The sequence below is a fragment of the Stenotrophomonas africana genome (genome assembly GCF_013004645.1).
Taxonomy (GTDB): Bacteria; Pseudomonadota; Gammaproteobacteria; order Xanthomonadales; family Xanthomonadaceae; genus Stenotrophomonas; species Stenotrophomonas africana.
Window position 1 is genome coordinate 1 of record NZ_JABEME010000008.1, and the last position, 16929, is coordinate 16929.

General features: G+C 67.6%; 14 protein-coding genes. 10 read left to right on the top strand and 4 right to left on the bottom strand.

The annotated features are described in order from the left end of the window. Positions 1–479: 479 nt before the first annotated feature. Positions 480–1691 carry a tyrosine--tRNA ligase gene (gene tyrS / locus HLA98_RS14305; protein WP_057499911.1) on the bottom strand — a complete coding sequence of 404 codons (1212 nt, stop codon included), beginning with the start codon at positions 1689–1691 and terminating at the stop codon, positions 480–482. A 167-nt stretch (positions 1692–1858) separates the two neighbouring features. Between tyrS and HLA98_RS14310 the strand changes: the two genes are divergently transcribed. Continuing rightward, positions 1859–3331 carry a M23 family metallopeptidase gene (locus tag HLA98_RS14310; RefSeq protein ID WP_057499910.1) on the top strand — a complete coding sequence of 491 codons (1473 nt, stop codon included), beginning with the start codon at positions 1859–1861 and terminating at the stop codon, positions 3329–3331. Between the two features lie 66 nt (positions 3332–3397). Further along, a complete protein-coding gene (locus tag HLA98_RS14315; RefSeq protein ID WP_080392845.1) occupies positions 3398–4525 on the top strand; it encodes an anhydro-N-acetylmuramic acid kinase in 1128 nt (375 codons plus the stop codon). Between the two features lie 105 nt (positions 4526–4630). Here HLA98_RS14315 and HLA98_RS14320 read toward each other — a convergent pair whose 3' ends face one another. The 3 genes from HLA98_RS14320 to HLA98_RS14330 all read right to left on the bottom strand — a co-directional run bounded on the left by HLA98_RS14320 (position 4631) and on the right by HLA98_RS14330 (position 7110). Beyond that, positions 4631–4861 carry a hypothetical protein gene (locus tag HLA98_RS14320; RefSeq protein WP_005420465.1) on the bottom strand — a complete coding sequence of 77 codons (231 nt, stop codon included), beginning with the start codon at positions 4859–4861 and terminating at the stop codon, positions 4631–4633. A gap of 78 nt (positions 4862–4939) precedes the next feature. Continuing rightward, a complete protein-coding gene (locus tag HLA98_RS14325; RefSeq protein WP_054170778.1) occupies positions 4940–6313 on the bottom strand; it encodes an AmpG family muropeptide MFS transporter in 1374 nt (457 codons plus the stop codon). Then, a complete protein-coding gene (locus HLA98_RS14330; protein ID WP_005412008.1) occupies positions 6310–7110 on the bottom strand; it encodes an exodeoxyribonuclease III in 801 nt (266 codons plus the stop codon). The genes HLA98_RS14325 and HLA98_RS14330 overlap by 4 nt, the downstream gene beginning before the upstream one ends. Positions 7111–7272: 162 nt before the next feature. On the opposite strand from HLA98_RS14330, the gene pyrE reads away from it, so the two are divergent. The 8 genes from pyrE (at position 7273) to HLA98_RS14370 (ending at position 16793) form a co-directional block, all read left to right on the top strand. Continuing rightward, positions 7273–7932 (top strand): orotate phosphoribosyltransferase, encoded by a 660-nt coding sequence (gene pyrE / locus HLA98_RS14335; protein WP_049448676.1) that lies wholly within the window; start codon positions 7273–7275, stop codon positions 7930–7932. Positions 7933–7951: 19 nt separating this feature from the next. Continuing rightward, entirely contained in the window at positions 7952–8614 is a 663-nt protein-coding gene (locus HLA98_RS14340) for a hypothetical protein (protein ID WP_057499908.1), read from the top strand. Between the two features lie 243 nt (positions 8615–8857). Next, positions 8858–8950: a potassium-transporting ATPase subunit F gene (locus HLA98_RS14345; protein WP_005407770.1), complete on the top strand. Its 93-nt coding sequence runs from the start codon at positions 8858–8860 to the stop codon at positions 8948–8950. A 12-nt stretch (positions 8951–8962) separates the two neighbouring features. Next, complete coding sequence (kdpA, locus tag HLA98_RS14350; RefSeq protein ID WP_049448680.1) at positions 8963–10672, top strand: potassium-transporting ATPase subunit KdpA; 1710 nt, start codon at positions 8963–8965, stop codon at positions 10670–10672. A 10-nt stretch (positions 10673–10682) separates the two neighbouring features. Further along, complete coding sequence (gene kdpB / locus HLA98_RS14355) at positions 10683–12740, top strand: potassium-transporting ATPase subunit KdpB (protein ID WP_057499907.1); 2058 nt, start codon at positions 10683–10685, stop codon at positions 12738–12740. Next, a complete protein-coding gene (gene kdpC / locus HLA98_RS14360; RefSeq protein WP_057499906.1) occupies positions 12737–13387 on the top strand; it encodes a potassium-transporting ATPase subunit KdpC in 651 nt (216 codons plus the stop codon). The genes kdpB and kdpC overlap by 4 nt, the downstream gene beginning before the upstream one ends. Positions 13388–13438: 51 nt before the next feature. Then, entirely contained in the window at positions 13439–16099 is a 2661-nt protein-coding gene (locus tag HLA98_RS14365) for an ATP-binding protein (protein ID WP_057499905.1), read from the top strand. Continuing rightward, positions 16080–16793 carry a response regulator transcription factor gene (locus HLA98_RS14370; protein WP_057499904.1) on the top strand — a complete coding sequence of 238 codons (714 nt, stop codon included), beginning with the start codon at positions 16080–16082 and terminating at the stop codon, positions 16791–16793. The genes HLA98_RS14365 and HLA98_RS14370 overlap by 20 nt, the downstream gene beginning before the upstream one ends. Positions 16794–16929: the final 136 nt, after the last annotated feature.

A 16929-nucleotide genomic window follows, 5' to 3' on the forward strand; every position in this document is an offset into this window, starting at 1 on the left:
ATTGATTCTGGCAACGTATCGCTTGCTTTAAAACAATTAATAGTTGCTTGATCAAACGTCTGCAAGATGGACAATCATCCTTCCTGCAGGCGCCTTCACAAGATACCTGCGCATACTTTCAAAGATCTTGGGAAGTGGCCTCAGCGCCGTTCCCGTGTGCTGCGAAGTTTCCTTCGTAGCGAGCCGCCCATTATGCCAGACTTTTTCAGTCCGTCAACACCTTCGTTCGATCATCTCGTTCGGCGGTGGTGGGCGCCCTGTTGTCGCTGAAGCCCCTTGGTGGCGACCCCTGCGACGGGGGAAGAGAAGTATGTCCCCATTCCCACCGTTTGTGAAGGGGGTGTGGCGATTTTTTTCACCGGATGTTGCATCCGTTCATCCGTCGCGCTGCGGGAGGCCCCCGCCAAGAGCAGCCAAGCGTGGGCTTGGCTCTACAAGAGCATCAAGGAAGGGCCGGCTGCGCCGGCCCTTCCTCTGTCTCAGGCAGCGACCAGGCGCACGCGGGCGAAGGTGCGCTTGCCGACCTGCAGCAGGCCTTCGAAGCCCGGCTGCAGCACCTGCTGGCCATCCTCGACCACTTCACCGTCCACCTTGACCGCGCGTTCCTTGAGCTTGCGGTTGGCTTCGGAGTTGCTCGGGGTCAGTCCGGCCGCGGTCAGCAGTGCGGCGATACGCAGGCCTTCGGCCGGGATCGCCACGTCCTGCAGCGGCAGCTGGGTGATGTCGCCCTGCCCGGTCACCGCCGTTTCCCAGCCGGCAATGGCCTGCTCGGCCGCCGCAGCGTCGTGGAAGCGGGTCGCCAGTTCACGCGCCAGGCGCAGCTTCACCACGCGCGGGTTCAGGCCGCCATTGGCCACCTGCTCGCGCAGCTGCACGGCTTCAGCCTGGCTGATGTCGAAGGACAGCAGCTCGATCCAGCGCCACATCAGGGTGTCGTCCACCTTCATGGTCTTGGTGACGATGTCGATGGCCGGCTCGCTGATACCAATGTAGTTGCCCAGCGACTTGGACATCTTGTTGACGCCGTCCAGGCCTTCCAGCAGCGGCATGGTCAGCACCACCTGCGGCTTCTGGCCGTGGTGTTCCTGCAGGCCACGGCCCATCAGCAGATTGAACTTCTGGTCGGTACCGCCCAGCTCGACGTCGGCCTCCAGGGCCACCGAGTCGTAGCCCTGCACCAGCGGGTACAGGAACTCGTGGATGGCGATGGACTGCTGGGCGGCGTAGCGCTTGGCGAAGTCGTCGCGCTCGAGCATGCGCGCCACGGTGTGCTGGCCGGCCAGGCGGATCATGTCGGCCGCGCCCATCTTGCCGAACCACTCCGAGTTGAAGCGGACTTCGGTACGGCTGCGGTCCAGCACCTTGAACACCTGCTCTTCATAGGTACGCGCGTTGGCCAGCACGTCCTCGCGGCTGAGCGGCTTGCGGGTCAGGCTCTTGCCGGACGGGTCGCCGATCATGCCGGTGAAGTCGCCGATCAGGAAAATGACCTGGTGGCCGAGGTCCTGGAACTGGCGCATCTTGTTCAGCAGCACCGTATGGCCCAGGTGCAGGTCGGGCGCGGTGGGGTCGAAGCCGGCCTTGATCCGCAGCGGACGGCCTTCCTGCAGGCGCGCACGCAGATCCTCAAGCTTGAGGATCTCGTCGGCACCGCGGCCGATCAGGGCAAGGGCTTCTTCAATCGAGGACACGTGACTACTCCCGGCAACGCCGATTCTTGTGTGGGGTGTTAAAGCAAAGTTAACCCGATTGGCTTCACAAAAGCCAATGGGCACAAGGGTTTGACGCGGTTTTCTCAGGTGTCTATGGTAACCGGCGATCAGGCCCTCGCTCCCGGGCTGCCAGGAAAAAACCGCCGATGCACAATTCCGAACAAGGGCGCGCACGCAAGCAGCGCTTCCAGGAACGCCTCCACGTCCTGCACGACAACGCCCTGCATCGGAAGCTCAGGCAACATCTTCCCGCCGCCTTCAATGAACGCTGGACCCGGCGCCATTGGATGCACGCCAGCCTGTTCGCGACCATCGGCGCCCTGGTGGCGACCATCGTGCCCGGCTTCTCGCACACCATCGACGCGCCCTTCGCCGACAGCCATACCAGCCTGGCGCTGCCGTTGCCGCCGCTGACCATGGCCCGCCAGCAGCAGGTGCCCGGCGACAGCTGGCAGGTGCTGCGGGTGCAGCGCGGCCAGACCCTGAGCGATCTGTTCGACAAGGCTGGCATCCCGGCCACCACCCTGCACCGGGTACTGGACCATCCGGGCGCGCGTGAGGCACTGACCAAGCTGCGCCCGGGTGCCGAGATTGCCTTCGACATGCCGCTGTCGGGTGACCTGCGCAGCATCCGCTTCGACCGCGATGCCGACAACCGGGTGGAACTGAGCCTGGCCGGCGACGACATCAAGGAGAAGGTGACCCAGCGCGAGACCTCTACGCGCACCGTGGTCACCAGCGGCGAGATCACCAGTTCGCTGTATGCCGCGGCCCGACGGGCCGGCCTGTCGCCGTCGGCGATCGCGACGATGACCGACGACATCTTCAAGTACGACATCGACTTCTCGAAGGACCTGCAGCCGGGTGACCGCTTCAGCGTGGTGATGGATGAAACCTGGCGCGAAGGCGAGAAGGTGGACACCAGCAAGATCCTGGCGGCGACCTTCACCACCGGTGGCAAGACCTATTCCGGCTTCCGCTTCGACCGCAACGGCAAGTCCGAGTACTACGACATCAACGGCCGCTCGCTGAAGAAGAGCTTCATCCGCATGCCGATCCCCTTCGCACGCTTGAGCTCGACCTTCGGCGCGCGCAAGCACCCGGTGCTGGGCAAGATGCGCATGCACAAGGGCGTGGACTACGCCGCGCGCACCGGCACCCCGATCATGGCCGCCGGCGATGCCCGCGTACAGTTCGCCGGCGTGCAGCGCGGCTACGGCAATGTGGTGATCCTCGACCACGGCCGCGGCCATACCACCCTCTACGGCCACATGTCGCGCTTTGCGAACATCAAGACCGGCCAGCGCGTGGCCCAGGGCACGGTGATCGGCTATGTCGGCTCGACCGGCCTGGCGACCGGGCCGCACCTGCACTACGAATTCCGCGTCAACGGCGAGCACCGCAATCCGCTGACCGTGACCATGCCGCCGCCGGAGCCGCTGAAGGGCGCCGAGCTGGTCGCCTTCCGCTCGCAGACCGCACCGGCGATGGCCCGCATCCAGGGCATGGAGAAGCTGATCTACGCCGACGCCAGCCCGGCACCGACCAGCCGCGACGAGGCCGCCCCCGAGGTTGCCAGCGCCAAGGACAAGCAGGCGACCGGCCGCAAGCGCGGCTGAGCACCCTGCGTTGACGAAGAAGGACGCGGCAGCCCAAGCTTGCCGCGTCCTTTTTTTATGCCTGCCATGAACACGACTGCCGACGCTGACGCCCCCCTGTACCTTGGCCTGATGTCGGGCACCAGCGCCGATGGCATCGATGCCGCGCTGGTGCAGTTCCCCGCCGGCGGCGGCTGCCGCTTCGTGCACGGGCTGACCGCCCGCTGGGAGCCGGTGCTGCGTGCGCGGCTGGTGGCGCTGGGTGAGGGCGGCCCGCTGGACTCGCTGGAGGAGCTGGGCGAGCTGGATGCGCGGATCGCGATCAACTTCGCCGAAGCCGCCAACCAGCTGCTGGCCGAGGCCGGCGTGGATCGCAGCCAGGTGCGCGCGATCGGCTCGCACGGCCAGACCGTGCGCCATCGCCCGCTGGCCAACCCCGCCTTCACCGTGCAGTTGGGCGATGGCAACCGCATCGCGGAGCTGACCGGAATCACCACGGTGTCCGACTTCCGCCGCCGCGACGTGGCAGCCGGTGGCCATGGCGCACCGCTGATGCCGGCCTTCCACCTGGGCATGCTGGGCACCGCCGATGAGGACCGCGCGGTGCTCAACCTGGGCGGCATCGCCAACCTGACCCTGATCCCGCGCGAAGGTGCGGTGCGTGGCTTCGATACCGGCCCGGCCAACGCGTTGATGGATGCCTGGTGCCAGCGCCACACCGGCCGCACCTTCGATGCCGACGGCGCCTACGCCGCCAGCGGCGCGGTGGACGAAAGCCTGCTCGCCGGCTGGGGTTCGGACCCGTGGTTCGCGCTGCCACCGCCGAAGAGCACCGGGCGCGAGCAGTTCCATCTGGCCTGGGCTGAGGCGCACATGGGCGAAGGCCAATACGCTGCCGCCGATGTGCAGGCCACCCTGCTGGAGCTGACCGTGGCGACGGTGGCCGATGCGCTGCTGGCGCAGCAGCCGCAGACCCGGCGCCTGCTGGTCTGTGGCGGCGGGGTGCGCAACCGGCAACTGATGAAGCGCCTGGCGGCGCGGCTGCCGGCGGTGCAGGTGGAGTCCAGCGCGGTGCACGGGCTGGACCCGGAGTACGTGGAAGCGATGGGCTTTGCGTGGTTGGCGCAACGGACGATGGACGGGCTGGCCGGCAATCTGCCGAGCGTGACCGGGGCGAAGGGGCCGCGGATCCTGGGAGCGATCCACCTGGCGTGAGTGGCGCCATCCACGCAGGTGAGGCGCCGTTGTAGAGCCGAGCCATGCTCGGCTGCTCTTGGCCCGGCCGCGCAAAGCCGAGCATGGCTCGGCTCTACAAAGGCGCTAATCGAAGCCCTGCCCTGCGGGCAAGGCCTGCAGGGCGGCGATGGCGTCGGAGAGCGCGTCCACTTCGGGATCGCCGAAGCCGGAGCGAACCTCCAGTTCACTGCTGAACAGACCCTGCTCCAGCAAGGCAGCGCAGGTCTGTTCGTGGGTCCAGCCGCGGGCGACCGCGACACGTCGGATGCGTTCCAGCAGCAGCGGGTCCAGGTCCCGCAGCACAACGTCGGCCATGCTCACTTCCCCGTTCGCAAGGCACCGCCCCCTCGGCGCGTCGGGGGCGATGATCCCGCAGACCGGGCGGGCAGGCAATCAGGTGGCGCTGGCGGCCTGACGACGGCGCTGCTGCAGGATCAGCAGGGCGCAGAGGATCACAACCGGGATCGCCACCAGCGCGGTACCGACGAAGAACAGCGCGTAGCCTTCCAACAACGTCCGGCCCTGTGCAAGCGTCTGTACCGACCACCCCGAGAGCCCCTTGAGCGCCTTGCCGGGCATCGCGTAGAACGAACTCAGCAGCGCGTACTGGGTTGCGGTGTATCCGATGCTGGTCAGGCTCGACATATAGGCGATCAGCGCCGTACCGGCGAAACCGCTGGCGAAGTTGTCGATTGCCATGGCCACGGCGAAATGGGTCGTGTCCGGGCCCGAATAGGCCAGCCAGGCAAACGCCAGGTTGGAGGCCGGTCCCAGCACGGCACCCACCATCAGCGCCACCAGCACCCCCCAGCGCACCGAGACCAGGCCCGCCGCGGCAATGCCGACGAAGGTCGCGACCAGGCCCACCGAGCCCCGCACAGCACCCACGGTGTCCTCGTCCAGGCCGAGATCGACGTAGAACGGATTGGCCATCGGCCCCATGACGAAGTCGGCCATGCGATACACGCTGATGGCCACCAGGATCAGGATCGCACCGCTGCGATGCTCGCGGACGAAGGCGATGAACGGCCCCGCCACGGCGTCGAACAATCCGCGCGGCGTCCACAGGGAAGTCGCCTGTGCCTGCACGGCAGCCACTTCCCGCGCGGGTTCACGGGCCATGACCACGGCCACGACGCCAAGCGCCATCAGCACGGCCATGATCTCGTAGGAAACCTGCCAGCCAACACGGGCCGCGATGATCAGGATCAGCGCATCGGTAACCAGCAATGCAGTGCGGTAGCCCAGTGCAGAGGATGAGGTCAGCAGCCCAAGCTGCTCGCTGTTGTCAGCACTTTCAATGCGCCAGGCATCGATGACGATGTCCTGGGTGGCCGAAGCAAACGCCACGATCACGGCCATCACGCCGAAAACGACAATGTGCTGCCAGGCGATGCCCAGGAACTGGATCTGGCCCCCCTTCGGCTGGACCAGCGCCATGCCGACCAGGCCCACCACCACAACCAGCTGGGACAGCAGCATCCAGCCACGGCGGCGGCCAAAGCGGCCGAACAGAGGCACGTCGGTCTTGTCGACGATCGGTGCCCACAGGAACTTCATGGTGTAGGCCAGCCCGACCCATGACAGGAAGCCGATCGTGCTCAGCTCGATGCCTTCCTTGCGCATCCAGAAGCCGAGCGTGTTGCCCACCAGATAGATCGGCAGGCCGGAACTGAAGCCGAGCAGCAGCATCGCCAGCACCTTGCGCTGGCTCAGGTTGGAAACCACCTGCTGCCACGGCCGGCGCGGCTTGGCAGCCTCGGTCACAGGTCGTAGTCCACGGTGAACGGCGCGTGGTCGGAGAAGCGCTCGTCGCGGTAGATCGAGCAGCTGCGCAGGCGGTCACGCAGGCCCGGGGTGATGAACTGGTAGTCGATGCGCCAACCGACGTTGTTGGCACGGGCGGCGCCACGGTTGCTCCACCAGGTGTAGTCCTCGCCGGTGGGGTTGAGCAGGCGGTAGGCATCGGCCCAGCCGCGGCCGGCGGCGACATCAGTGGCCTGGCCGTGGTCGGCGCACAGGGCGTTGAGCCAGTCGCGCTCCTCCGGCAGGCAGCCCGAATTCTTCTGGTTGGACTTCCAGTTCTTGATGTCCAGCGCCGAACGCACGATGTTCCAGTCGCCGCACAACACATAGTCGCGGCCGCTGCGCGCCCACTCCTCCAGGATCGGCCGCAGCCATTCCATCACTTCGAACTTGAAACCCTGGCGCAGGTCGCCCGAGCTGCCGGACGGGATATAGAAGGAGACCACGCTGAGGTTGCCGTAGCGTGCCTCGATGTAGCGGCCTTCGTCGTCGAACGGGGCCCAGCCCAGCGAGGTGATGACCTGGTCCGGCTCGCGCTTGCTGTAGATCGCCACCCCGCTGTAGCCCTTCTTGGTGATGGCATCGCGGTAGAAGCAGTGGTGGCCATCCGGGCGGAACATCGGGTCGGTCAGCTGGTCTTCCTGGGCCTTGGTTTCCTGGATGCACAGGACGTCGGCGTCCTGGGCACGGAACCAGTCGAGGAAGCCCTTGGTCGCGGCGGAACGGATGCCATTGGCGTTGAAACTGATGATGCGCATGCGGGGGACCTGCGGCGGGAAACCGGGCAAGCATACCGGTTGCCTGCGGGGCTGCGCAGTCCGCCAGGCCGGGCCGCGACACCCTTCACACGGGCCCGGACGAGCGCGAAACGCCCAGCTGGATTAGGATTTGTGCTCCAAATGAAGATGAATCGAGTTTTGATGAGCGACCACCGCCACCGTTTCCTGCAGCTGGCCCTGACTGCCGACGCCCTGCGCTTCGGCCAGTTCACCCTCAAGTCCGGCCGGCTGAGCCCCTATTTCTTCAACGCCGGTCGTTTCGACTCCGGTTCGCTGCTGTCGCAGCTCGGCGCCTGCTACGCCGATGCCATCGATGCCACCGGAATCAAGTACGACGTGGTGTTCGGCCCGGCCTACAAGGGCATTCCGCTGGCCACCGCGATGGCCTGCGAGCTGGCCCAGCGCGGCCGCGACCTGCCGCTGTCGTTCAACCGCAAGGAAGCCAAGGACCACGGCGAAGGTGGCCAGCTGATCGGCGCCGACATGCAGGGCAAGCGCGTGCTGATCGTCGACGACGTGATCACCGCCGGTACCGCGATCCGCGAAGCGCTGGGCATCATCCGCGCCGCCGGTGGCACCCCGGCCGGCATCGTGGTGGCGCTGGACCGCCAGGAGATCGCTTCGGAAACCGATCGCCGTTCGGCGGCGCAGTCGGTGGCCGAGGAAGCCGGCATTCCGGTGATCGCCGTGGCATCGCTGGCCGATCTGCTTGATTTCGCCTCCGGCAATCCGGAACTTGTGGGTTACCGGCAGCCGCTGGAAGCCTACCGGGCCCAGTACGGCGTCCGTTCGATCCGCTGACCGACCCAGGGGAAAGGTCATGTCCCGAGTTCCTGCTGTGCTCTTTGCCGGCCTGCTGCTGGCCGTACCGTTCACCGTGCCGGCGCAGCCGCGGGGCGGCGACAAGACGGAAAAGAAGCTGTACTGCTGGAACGAGGGCAAGGAGCGGATCTGCAGTGATTCGCTGCCGGCCGATGCGGTCAACCATGCCCGCGAGGAATTCAACGCGAAGAGTGGCCTGCGCAATGCGCAGGTCCAGCGCGCGTTGACCGACGAAGAGCGCGCCGCCGCCAGCACGGTGGCCGCGCAGCAGCAGCTGGATCTGATGGCCGAGCAGACCCGCCAGCGCACCGAGCAGGCGATGCTGACCACCTATGGCAGCGAGGACGACCTGCGCCGGGTGTTCGCCGAGCGCCAGGAAGTGCTGGACAACAACCTGAAGACGGCCGAGTACAACGTCACCAGCCTGCGTGAGTCGCTGGTGGCTCTGTTGTCGGCGGCCGGTGACCGCGAACTGGCCGGTGCCAAGGTGGCCGACAAGCAGGCCGAGGCGATCCGCCAGCGGCACGTGCAGCTGCAGTCGCAGCAGCGCCTGCAGGCCGGGTTCCTGCAGCAGCAGCAGGCGCTGAAGGCGGAAATTGAAAGCACCCTGCAGCGCTATCGCGAGCTGAAGGGGCTGGTGCCGGCGAGCCAGGCCCCGTGATTCCCGGGTAGAGTCGAGCTTGCTCGACTGTTCCAGCCCGGGAATCAGTCGAGCAGGCTCGACTCTACGGAAAGCATCACCCGGCATGGCGGGGGATACAGAAGGCGGGGCCTGGTTACGGCTTGGCCCATCGAATTTATGCACTCTTTACGCGTCGGCCCGGTCCGGCGCGTAGTGCGTTTATGGGGGGCAGGACGACGATGACGGCCTGAGGTGGAGGGGTTCCACCAGGACGCTATTGCAATGTCCCCCTGGCTGTCGTTGTTGTGTGGCGTGCTGGTGCTGGTCGCCGCCGCCTATCTTCTTTATGTCGTGCTGCGGCCCGAGTCGTTCTGAGCGGAGCCGGCCATGACTGAGATGCTTGTGATTATTGCCGCCAGCCTGCTGCTGGCGTGGCCGCTGGGCCTGTACCTGGCCCGCGTGATGCGTGGCACGCCGATGAAGGTCGACGTGCTGTTCCACTGGATCGAGAAGCCGCTGTACAGGGTGTTCGGTGTCGATCCATCGCGCTCGATGTCCTGGCGCGGCTACGTGCTGGCCTTCGTACTGAGCAACGTGGTGGTCGCGGTACTGACCCAGGCGGTGTTCATGACCCAGGCCTGGCTGCCGCTGAATCCGGATCAGATCCCGAACATGCGCTGGGACACCGCGCTGCATACGATGATCTCGTTCCTGACCAACACCAACCAGCAGCACTATTCGGGCCAGGCGCAGCTGTCCTACCTCTCGCAGATGACCGGCATCACCGGCCTGCAGGTGGTGACGCCGATGATGGGCCTGGCGCTGGCGGTGGCCACGCTGCGCGCGTTGTTCTCGCGTGCGCCGCAGACTGCGGCGGCCACCGGCAGCGGCGATGACCGCCAGGTGGCGGTAGGCAACTACTACGTGGACGTGGTGCGCCTGTGCGTGCGCTTCCTGCTGCCGCTGTGCCTGGTGTGGACGCTGGTGCTGACCAGCCAGGGCGTGCCATCGACGATGGCCGGTGGCCCACAGGCCACACCGATCGATGCCAGTGCCGGCATGGCCGCACAGAAGCTGCCGTTGGGCCCGGTAGCGGCGATGGTCGCGGCCAAGCAGCTGGGCGCCAACGGTGGCGGCTGGTACGGCCCGAACAGCAGCTTCCCGCTGGAAAACCCGACCCCGGTATCGAACATGCTGGAAGTGGTCGGCATCCTGCTGGTGCCGATGGCGGTGATCTTCATGATCGGTGCGTTCACTGGCCGGCGTCGCTTCGGCGCCTTGGTGTTCAGCTGCATGCTGGGCATGTCGCTGCTGTCCACCGGCGCGATGATGTGGAGCGAAGGGCATAGCGCCAGCGCCGCCACCCCGCTGCTGATGGAAGGCAAGGAAGTGCGCTTCGGTGCCGACGGCACGGCGCTGTGGGCGGCGGTGACCACCCAGGTCTCCAACGGTTCGGTCAACGGCATGCACGATTCGCTGGCACCGCTGAGTGGCGGCATCGCGATGGTCAACATGCTGGTCAGCGCGATCTGGGGCGGCATCGGTTGTGGCCTGCAGCAGTTCATCGTGTACCTGCTGCTGGGTGTGTTCCTGGCCGGGTTGATGACCGGACGTACGCCGGAACTGTTCGGCCGCAAGCTGGAGACGCCACAGGTGCGCCTGCTGGCCCTGCTGGTGCTGCTGCAGCCGATCACCCTGCTGGTGTTCACCGCGATCACCCTGGCCGTACCCGGCCTGGCGGGCACCTCCAACCCCGGTTTCCATGGCATCAGCCAGGTGTTCTACGAGTACGTCTCGGCCTACGCCAACAACGGCTCGGGCTTCGAAGGGCTGGGTGACGCCACGCTGTGGTGGAACCTGAGCTGCTCGCTGGTGCTGCTGCTGGGCCGCTTCCCGCTGCTGATCATCCCGCTGGTGGTGGCCGCACAGCTGGCCGCCAAGCGCCAGGCGCCGGAGTCTGCCGGCAGCCTGCAGATCGAAACCCCGACCTTCGCCCTGACCCTGGTCTCGGTGATCGTCATCCTGACCGTGCTGCAGTTCATGCCGGCGCTGGTACTCGGCCCGATCGCCGACCACCTGAGCCTGGGACTGCACTAAGGACACCCCGATGAGTACCCACGCAAGTTCAACCCGTAGTTCCCCTGCAGCGCGCCCTGCCCTGCTCGATGCCGCCGGCCTGCGCCGTGCGCTGGTCGAGGCGGTGCTGAAGCTGTCCCCGATGCATCTGGTGCGCAGCCCGGTGATGGCGGTGGTGATGGCCGGCACGATCGTCGCCGCCATCGTCACCCTGACCGGCAATGCGCCGCTGGGCTTCGGCCTGGCGGTGACCGCGATCCTGCTGGTGACCGTGTTGTTCGGCAACTTCGCCGAAGCGGTGGCCGAGGCGCGTGGCCGCGGCCAGGCCGCGTCGCTGCGCCGTGCCCGCCAGGATCTGGTGGCACGCCGGCTGGCTGCGCCGCAACCTGGCGCGGCCGAAGCCCAGGTGCCGGCCGCCGAACTGCGCCCGGGCGACCATGTGATCGTCAGTGCCGGTGAGCTGGTGCCGGCCGATGGCGAGATCGTGCAGGGCCTGGCCACCATCAACGAGGCGGCGGTGACCGGCGAATCGGCACCGGTGCTGCGCGAGGCCGGTACCGACCGTTCCGGCGTGATCGGCGGCACCAAGGTGCTGTCCGACCAGATCATCGTGCGGGTGACCGCCGAGCCGGGCCACAGCTTCCTGGACCGGATGATCGCGCTGGTGGAAGGTGCCAACCGCCAGAAGACGCCGAACGAGATCGCGCTGACCCTGCTGCTGGCAGCGATGACGCTGACCTTCCTGGTGGTGGTGGCAACGCTGCCAGCGATCGGCGCGTCCGTGGGCGTCAAGGTCGACCCGCTGTTGCTGATCGCGCTGCTGGTGTGCCTGATCCCGACCACCATCGGCGGGCTGCTGCCGGCCATCGGCATCGCTGGCATGAACCGTGCGCTGGCCGCCAATGTGCTGGCCAAGTCGGGCAAGGCGGTGGAAGTGGCCGGCGACGTCGACGTGCTGCTGCTGGACAAGACCGGCACCATCACCTACGGCGACCGCCAGGCCAGCCACTTCCACCCGCTGGCCGGCATCGACGCCAGCCAGCTGCGCGAAGCAGCCCTGCTCTCTTCGCTGGCCGACCCCACCCCGGAAGGCAAGTCGATCGTGCGCCTGGCGCGCGAACAGGGTTGTGCCACCGCCGAACCGGACCATGCCGAATACCTCGCCTTCAGTGCACAGACCCGCATGTCCGGCGTGGATCTGGAACATGGGCGGCAGATCCGCAAGGGTGCCGCCGATGCGATCCGTGCCCATGTACAGTCGCTGGGCGGCAATGTGCCGGCTGAACTGGCCGGTCGCGTCGAGCAGGTCGCACGCAACGGTGCCACCCCGCTGGTGGTGGCCGAGGGCCGCCACGTGCTGGGCGTGATCGAGCTGTCGGACGTGGTCAAGCACGGCATGCGCGAGAAGTTCGCGCAGCTGCGGGCGATGGGCATCCGCACGGTGATGATCACCGGTGACAACCCGCTGACCGCCGCCGCCATCGCTGCCGAAGCCGGTGTCGATGACTACATCGCCGAGGCCCGCCCGGAAGACAAGCTCGCGCGCATCCGCCAGGAGCAGGCCGGTGGCCGTCTGGTGGCGATGGTCGGCGACGGTACCAACGACGCCCCGGCACTGGCCCAGGCCGACATCGGCCTGGCGATGAACTCCGGTACCCAGGCGGCGAAGGAGGCCGGCAACATGGTCGACCTGGACTCGGACCCGGCCAAGCTGCTGGCGGTGGTGGAAGTGGGCAAGCAGCAGCTGATCACCCGCGGCGCGCTGACCACCTTCTCGCTGGCCAACGACGTCTCCAAGTACTTCGCGATCCTGCCGGCGCTGTTTGCCGCTGCCGTTCCCACCATGGCCGCATTGAACGTGATGCAGCTGTCGAGCCCGCGCAACGCGGTGCTGGCGGCACTGATCTTCAATGCCCTGGTGATTCCCGCCCTGATTCCGCTCGCCCTGCGTGGCGTGCGCTTCCGCCCGGCCACCGCAACGGCGCTGCTGCGCCGGAACATGCTGGTGTACGGCCTCGGCGGCGTGCTGCTGCCGTTCGCGGCGATCAAGGCGATCGACCTTCTTCTTGTCCTGGTATTCGGCGCATGAACCGTACTGTTTCCACTTCGTCGTCCCTTCCGCGCGAACAGAAGGCCGAGACCCGCGTGGCCAGCCTGCAGGATGGCGCAAGCTGGCGCCCGGCCATCGGCCTGGGCCTGGCCACGCTGCTGCTGGCCGGCGCGGTCTACGCCGGCATCGCCACCGGCTTCGCCGGCCTGGCTTACCCGACCCAGGCCGAGGGCAGCCTGCTGCGCGATGGCAAGGGCCAGGTACGCGGCTCGGCGTGGCTGTCGCAGCCGTTCACCGGTGACGGCTACTTCCAGGCACGCCCGTCGGCCGCCAACTACGACCCGATGGCCGCGGCCGGTTCAAACCTGGCGCGCAGCAACCCGGCACTGGCCGAGCGTGTTGCGGCCAGTACCGCTGCGGTGGCTGCGCGCGAAGGTGTCGCGCCGGCGCAGGTGCCGGCGGACCTGGTCACCCAGTCTGGTGGTGGCCTCGATCCGCAGCTGTCGCCGGCTGCAGCGCAGCTGCAGGTAGCTCGCGTGGCGCGTGCCCGTGGCCTGCCGGAGGAGCGCGTGCAGGCTCTGGTGCAGGCGCATACCGAAGGACGCCAGTGGGGCCTGTTCGGCCAGCCGCGGGTGAACGTGGTGACACTGAACTTCGCGCTGGACCACGCGGCCAAGGCGCCGTGATGCCGGCCTGCACCGGCTGCGCGCACAATGGCGGCCATGACAGCGGCACCCATGACTGATGCGCGTACCCGCCAGGCCGATGCCCTGGTTGAAGGCCTGCAACGCGAGGCCGGCGGCAAGCTGACCGTGTTCCTCGGCGCGGCGCCAGGCGTGGGCAAGACCTACACCATGCTGACCCGCGCGCAGGAACAGCTGCGCCGTGGCGTTGACCTGGTGGTGGGGCTGGTGGAAACCCACGGCCGCGCCGATACCCAGGCGCTGCTGGAGGGCCTGCCGCAGCTGCCGCTGAAGGCAGTGCCCTACCACGGCCACACCCTGCAGGAGATGGACCTGGATGCCGTGCTGGCACGGCACCCGGCGCTGGTGCTGGTGGATGAACTGGCCCATCGCAACGCGCCGGGCAGCCGCCATGAGCGGCGCTGGCAGGATGTGATGGAGCTGCTGGACGCCGGCATCGATGTCTGGACCACGGTCAACATCCAGCATCTGGAGAGCCTCAACGATGTGGTGATGCGCATCACCGGCGTGCGCGTCAGCGAGACCGTGCCGGACGGTGTGCTCGACCGCCTGCACGACATCGTGCTGGTCGACCTGCCGCCGCGCGAACTGATCGCGCGCCTGCAGCAGGGCAAGGTCTATGTGCCGGAGCAGGCCGCGCAGGCACTTCAGGCGTTCTTCTCGCCGGCCAACCTGACCGCGCTGCGCGAACTGGCCATGCAGGAAGCGGCCGACCGCGTCGACAGCAGCCTGCGCGAAGCACGCGCCGCGCGTGGCGAGAGCAACCTGCCGCTGCGTCGCGGCGTGCTGGTGGCCATTGATGGCGGCGGTCAGAGTGAATACCTGGTGCGCGTGGCGCGGCGCATCGCCGAGCGCCGCGACGCACCGTGGACGGTAGTGACCGTGCAGGGCCGTCGCCAGGACGAGGCAACCCGGCGCGAGATCGATGCTGCCTTCGCGCTGGCACGGCGGCTGGGCGGCGACGCCGAACTGCTGCACGGATCGAGCATCGCCGATGCCCTGCTCGACCATGCCGCACACAACGGCGTATCGACCCTGGTGCTGGGCCGCACCCGCGAGCGTCCGCTGGCGCGGATGTTCAACCGGACCCTGACCCAGCAGCTGATCCAGCGCGGCGCGCACTACGAGATCACCATCATCAGCACCCCGCAGGCGCGAGCGCGCTCGCGCCGCGAGGGTCTGCTGCCACCGATGCGCGGTATCAGCTACGAGCCGGCACAGGCACTGATCGCCACTGCACTGGCCTGTGCAGTGGCCTGGCTGGCCGAACGCTGGGTGGGCATGGCCGACCTGTCGATGGTGTTCATCGTGGCGGTGGTGCTGGTGGCCGCACGTACGCGCGCCAGCGTGGCGGTGATGGCGGCGATCCTGTGCTTCCTCGCCTACAACTTCCTGTTCATCGCGCCGCGCTTCACCTTCGCCATCGGCGCGCGCCAGGGCGTGATCACCGTGTTCCTGTTCCTGGCCGCCGCGCTGGTGGCCGGACGCCTGGCCTCGCGCCTGCGCATGCAGGTGATCGCGCTGCGTGCGGCGAATCGACATGCGCGTGCGCGCCAGCAGCTGGGCCGCCAGCTGGCCAGTGCCGCCGGCAACGGCGAGGTGGCGCAGGCGGGTCGGCATGCACTGGAACAGGCCATGGACGTGCCGGCGTGGCTGCGGATCGGCGCCGACACCGCCACCGGTGGCCGCAGCCAACCGGGCGATACCGACCTGGCCGCCGCCGACTGGGCACTGCGCCACGGCCAGCCCAGTGGGCGCTTCACCGACACGCTGGCCGGTGCGCAGTGGTGGTTCCTGCCATTGCTGGATGGCGAGGATCGTGCGATCGGCGTGGCCGGCCTGTACCTGCCCGGCGCACAGGCGCGCCTGCTGCCCGAACAACGACAGCTGGCAGAGGCGATGGTGGATGACATCGCGCAGGCCGCGCTGCGCACCCGGCTGGTGGCCGAACTGGAACAGGCCCACGTCAGCAACGAGACCGAGCGATTGCGCTCGGCCCTGCTCTCTTCGGTATCGCACGACCTGCGCTCGCCGCTGGCGGCGATGATCGGTTCGGCCGACAGCCTGGCCAGCTACGGTGCGGCGATGGATACAGCCGATCGCCGTGCCCTGCTGGACACCATCCTGGTGGAAGGCGAACGGCTGGACCGCTACATCCAGAACCTGCTGGACATGACCCGCCTCGGCCACGAAGGATTGAAGATCAACCGCGACTGGATCGGCGTGGACGAACTGATCGGCTCGGCGGCGCGGCGCCTGCAGCGCTACCAGCCCAAGGTACGGCTGGAGCTGGATATTCCTTCCACGCTGGCGCCGATCTGGGTGCATCCGGCACTGGTCGAACAGGCGGTGTTCAACGTGATGGAGAACGCGGCCAAGTTCTCGCCGCCCGACGCCGCCGTGCAGGTCCAGGCGCGCGAACTGGACGGCCAGCTGCGCATCGACGTGATCGATGCCGGCCCCGGCATTCCCGATGACGAGCGCGCACGCATCTTCGACATGTTCTACAGCGTTGAACGCGGCGACCGCGGCCGCCACGGCACCGGCCTGGGCCTGACCATCTGCCAGGGCATGATCGGCGCGCATGGCGGCAGCGTGCAGGCGCTGCCCGGACGCGACGGTCGCGGTACCCTGATCCGCATCACCCTGCCCCTGCTCAAGCCAGCCTCCCACGATGAGCCCGACCCCGATTGACGCCAGCGTGCCGGCCGCACGCGTGCTGGTGATCGATGATGAAACCCAGATCCGCCGGTTCCTGGACATCAGCCTGCGCGCGCAGGGCTACCAGGTTCGGCAGGCCGCCACCGGCGAGGAAGGCCTGCAGCTGGCGGCCAGCGAAGACATGGACCTGGTGATCCTGGACATCGGCCTGCCGGACATGGAAGGCCACGAAGTACTGGAACAGCTGCGGCAGTGGAGCCAGGTGCCGGTGATCATGCTGACCGTGCGTGCGGGTGAAGCCGAAAAGGTGCGCGCGCTGGATACCGGCGCCAATGACTACGTGACCAAGCCGTTCGGCACGCAGGAGCTGATGGCGCGGGTGCGAGCGCTGCTGCGCACGCGCAGCGTGCCCAGTGATGGCACGCCACCGGTGTTCGACGATGGCCACCTGCATGTGGACCTGGTGCGCCGTGAAGTGGCGCTGGACGGCGAGCCGGTGGCGTTGACCCGCAAGGAATACGCGTTGCTGTCGCTGCTGCTGCGCAACGCGGGGCGCGTGGTGACCCAGCCGCAGATCCTGCAGGAAATCTGGGGCCCGACCCACCAGCACGACACTCACTACCTGCGCATTCTGGTCGGCAAGCTGCGGCACAAGCTGGGCGATTCAGCGCTGGATTCGCGCTACCTGTTCACCGAACCGGGCGTGGGGTTGCGGTTCAAGGGGTGAGGGTGTGTCGACCAAGGTCGACACCTACCAACAGCTCCAGGACATTGTCAGGGGTGGGGCGGTGTCCCACGGATAGCCGGCCTTTGACGTTGACGTTGATGTTGCTTCGGCGGGTGCCGGGCGCAGCCCGGCCCGA

Excerpts from the sequence above, each read along its gene's own strand:
- HLA98_RS14310 (WP_057499910.1), top strand. The coding sequence starts at position 1,859 with ATGCACAATTCCGAACAAGGGCGCGCACGCAAGCAGCGCTTCCAGGAA.
- HLA98_RS14315 (WP_080392845.1), top strand. The coding sequence starts at position 3,398 with ATGAACACGACTGCCGACGCTGACGCCCCCCTGTACCTTGGCCTGATG.
- HLA98_RS14320 (WP_005420465.1), bottom strand. The coding sequence starts at position 4,861 with ATGGCCGACGTTGTGCTGCGGGACCTGGACCCGCTGCTGCTGGAACGC.
- HLA98_RS14330 (WP_005412008.1), bottom strand. The coding sequence starts at position 7,110 with ATGCGCATCATCAGTTTCAACGCCAATGGCATCCGTTCCGCCGCGACC.
- pyrE (WP_049448676.1), top strand. The coding sequence starts at position 7,273 with ATGAGCGACCACCGCCACCGTTTCCTGCAGCTGGCCCTGACTGCCGAC.
- HLA98_RS14340 (WP_057499908.1), top strand. The coding sequence starts at position 7,952 with ATGTCCCGAGTTCCTGCTGTGCTCTTTGCCGGCCTGCTGCTGGCCGTA.
- HLA98_RS14345 (WP_005407770.1), top strand. The coding sequence starts at position 8,858 with ATGTCCCCCTGGCTGTCGTTGTTGTGTGGCGTGCTGGTGCTGGTCGCC.
- kdpA (WP_049448680.1), top strand. The coding sequence starts at position 8,963 with ATGACTGAGATGCTTGTGATTATTGCCGCCAGCCTGCTGCTGGCGTGG.
- kdpB (WP_057499907.1), top strand. The coding sequence starts at position 10,683 with ATGAGTACCCACGCAAGTTCAACCCGTAGTTCCCCTGCAGCGCGCCCT.
- kdpC (WP_057499906.1), top strand. The coding sequence starts at position 12,737 with ATGAACCGTACTGTTTCCACTTCGTCGTCCCTTCCGCGCGAACAGAAG.
- HLA98_RS14365 (WP_057499905.1), top strand. The coding sequence starts at position 13,439 with ATGACTGATGCGCGTACCCGCCAGGCCGATGCCCTGGTTGAAGGCCTG.
- HLA98_RS14370 (WP_057499904.1), top strand. The coding sequence starts at position 16,080 with ATGAGCCCGACCCCGATTGACGCCAGCGTGCCGGCCGCACGCGTGCTG.